This window comes from Okeania sp. SIO2F5 (genome assembly GCF_010692685.1).
In the GTDB taxonomy this organism is placed as follows: domain Bacteria; phylum Cyanobacteriota; class Cyanobacteriia; order Cyanobacteriales; family Microcoleaceae; genus Okeania; species Okeania hirsuta.
The window spans coordinates 1-1,136 of record NZ_JAAHGU010000323.1 but is presented as its reverse complement, the minus strand read 5'-3'; the positions used below and the strand labels follow the sequence as shown (position 1 = coordinate 1,136).

Below are 1,136 nucleotides of genomic sequence, written 5' to 3'. Positions count from 1 at the left end.
TAAGTAGCTAGGCAGAATTAAATAGAAAACGTTCTGTGGTATGTTGGTCTTGTTGAGCGCGAGCTTCTACACCCTCTATAACAGCCATCGCCAAATCATATTCATCTTCAAAAATCCGACCAGCTAGTTCATGTGTTTTAAGTTGATGCCACTGTGCTTCAATCAGATTCATTTGTGAGGAATATTTGGGCAGTTGGAAGAAAAATAATCCTTGGGGCATGGCAATAACTCCAACGTTCTCTGATTTTTTTGCTCAGGTGTATAGGATGGTTATCTTGAACGATTACTGTGATTTGTCCCGTCTGCTCAAAACGTTGAGAGGCTTGTTGAGCTTGCCAGTCCATTAGCTTAAGGTCAGATTCTCCTTTAAAAGAACCTAACTTTAGTCCATCATCAAAACTAACTCCGATGGCATAAAGACCTAGAATATTTAACCTTTCCCCCCGTTTTTTTGTCTGTTTGAGGAGTTTTTGCTGTCCACAACGAGCATAACTGTAACTGACGGGACTCCAAAGACAAAAACCGGATTCCTTTACGGAATTTTAGGCAAATCTCTCCTGCACTGTGAGACCACAATAACCATTCGTGCGTCAGCTTTTTTGGCTTGTTTTTGTTGAGCATCTGGGGGGGAAGGTTGTTGATATCTTGTCCTTTTCCAACGCCACCCCTTTTTTTGAGGACTTTTCAGTAGCGATCGCTACTGAGAGTCACTCCTCGCTCTTGAGATAGTTTTCGGGATAATTGAGCCGCATTATAGGTTCGTTCATCTTTTTCCAAACAAATCTCTATATGTTTTATATCTTCTTCAACCCACTTGGCTTTTCTTCCTCTACCTATCTTTTCCCACAGTCCCTCAACACCTTGGCTTGACCAACGGTGAAGACTGTTTCTCACGGTGTGAGGTGACTTATTTTTATATAGCAGCGATCGCTGCTACAGACCATCCATGATGATTGAGTCGAACTATTTCCGCTGTTTCTCTCACTCTTGAGGGGATTCCCTCAATTTTCTGGAATTCCAGCAGTTCTTTGTCTTCAGCTTCACTCAAATGTACTCTTAAAGGGGCTGGCACACTATAAATTTTCCTCCATCTACTCGACTAGGCTATTTTACAACTTTTTTTGCCTGCCTACTTA

3 protein-coding genes are annotated in these 1,136 nt (G+C 41.8%); all 3 read right to left on the bottom strand.

Translation table 11 applies throughout. The annotated features are described in order from the left end of the window. Positions 1–7 precede the first annotated feature (7 nt). The gene (locus F6K27_RS33325; protein WP_338043223.1) at positions 8–226 is read right to left on the bottom strand and encodes a hypothetical protein; all 219 of its coding nucleotides are present in this window, start codon (positions 224–226) and stop codon (positions 8–10) included. Positions 227–684: 458 nt separating this feature from the next. Next, positions 685–894, bottom strand: a complete 210-nt coding sequence (locus tag F6K27_RS33320) for a helix-turn-helix domain-containing protein (RefSeq protein ID WP_287280890.1) — start codon at positions 892–894, stop codon at positions 685–687. Between the two features lie 19 nt (positions 895–913). Further along, positions 914–1,072, bottom strand: coding sequence for a hypothetical protein (locus F6K27_RS33315; RefSeq protein ID WP_161564637.1), 159 nt, complete (start codon positions 1,070–1,072; stop codon positions 914–916). Between the last annotated feature and the right edge of the window lie 64 nt (positions 1,073–1,136).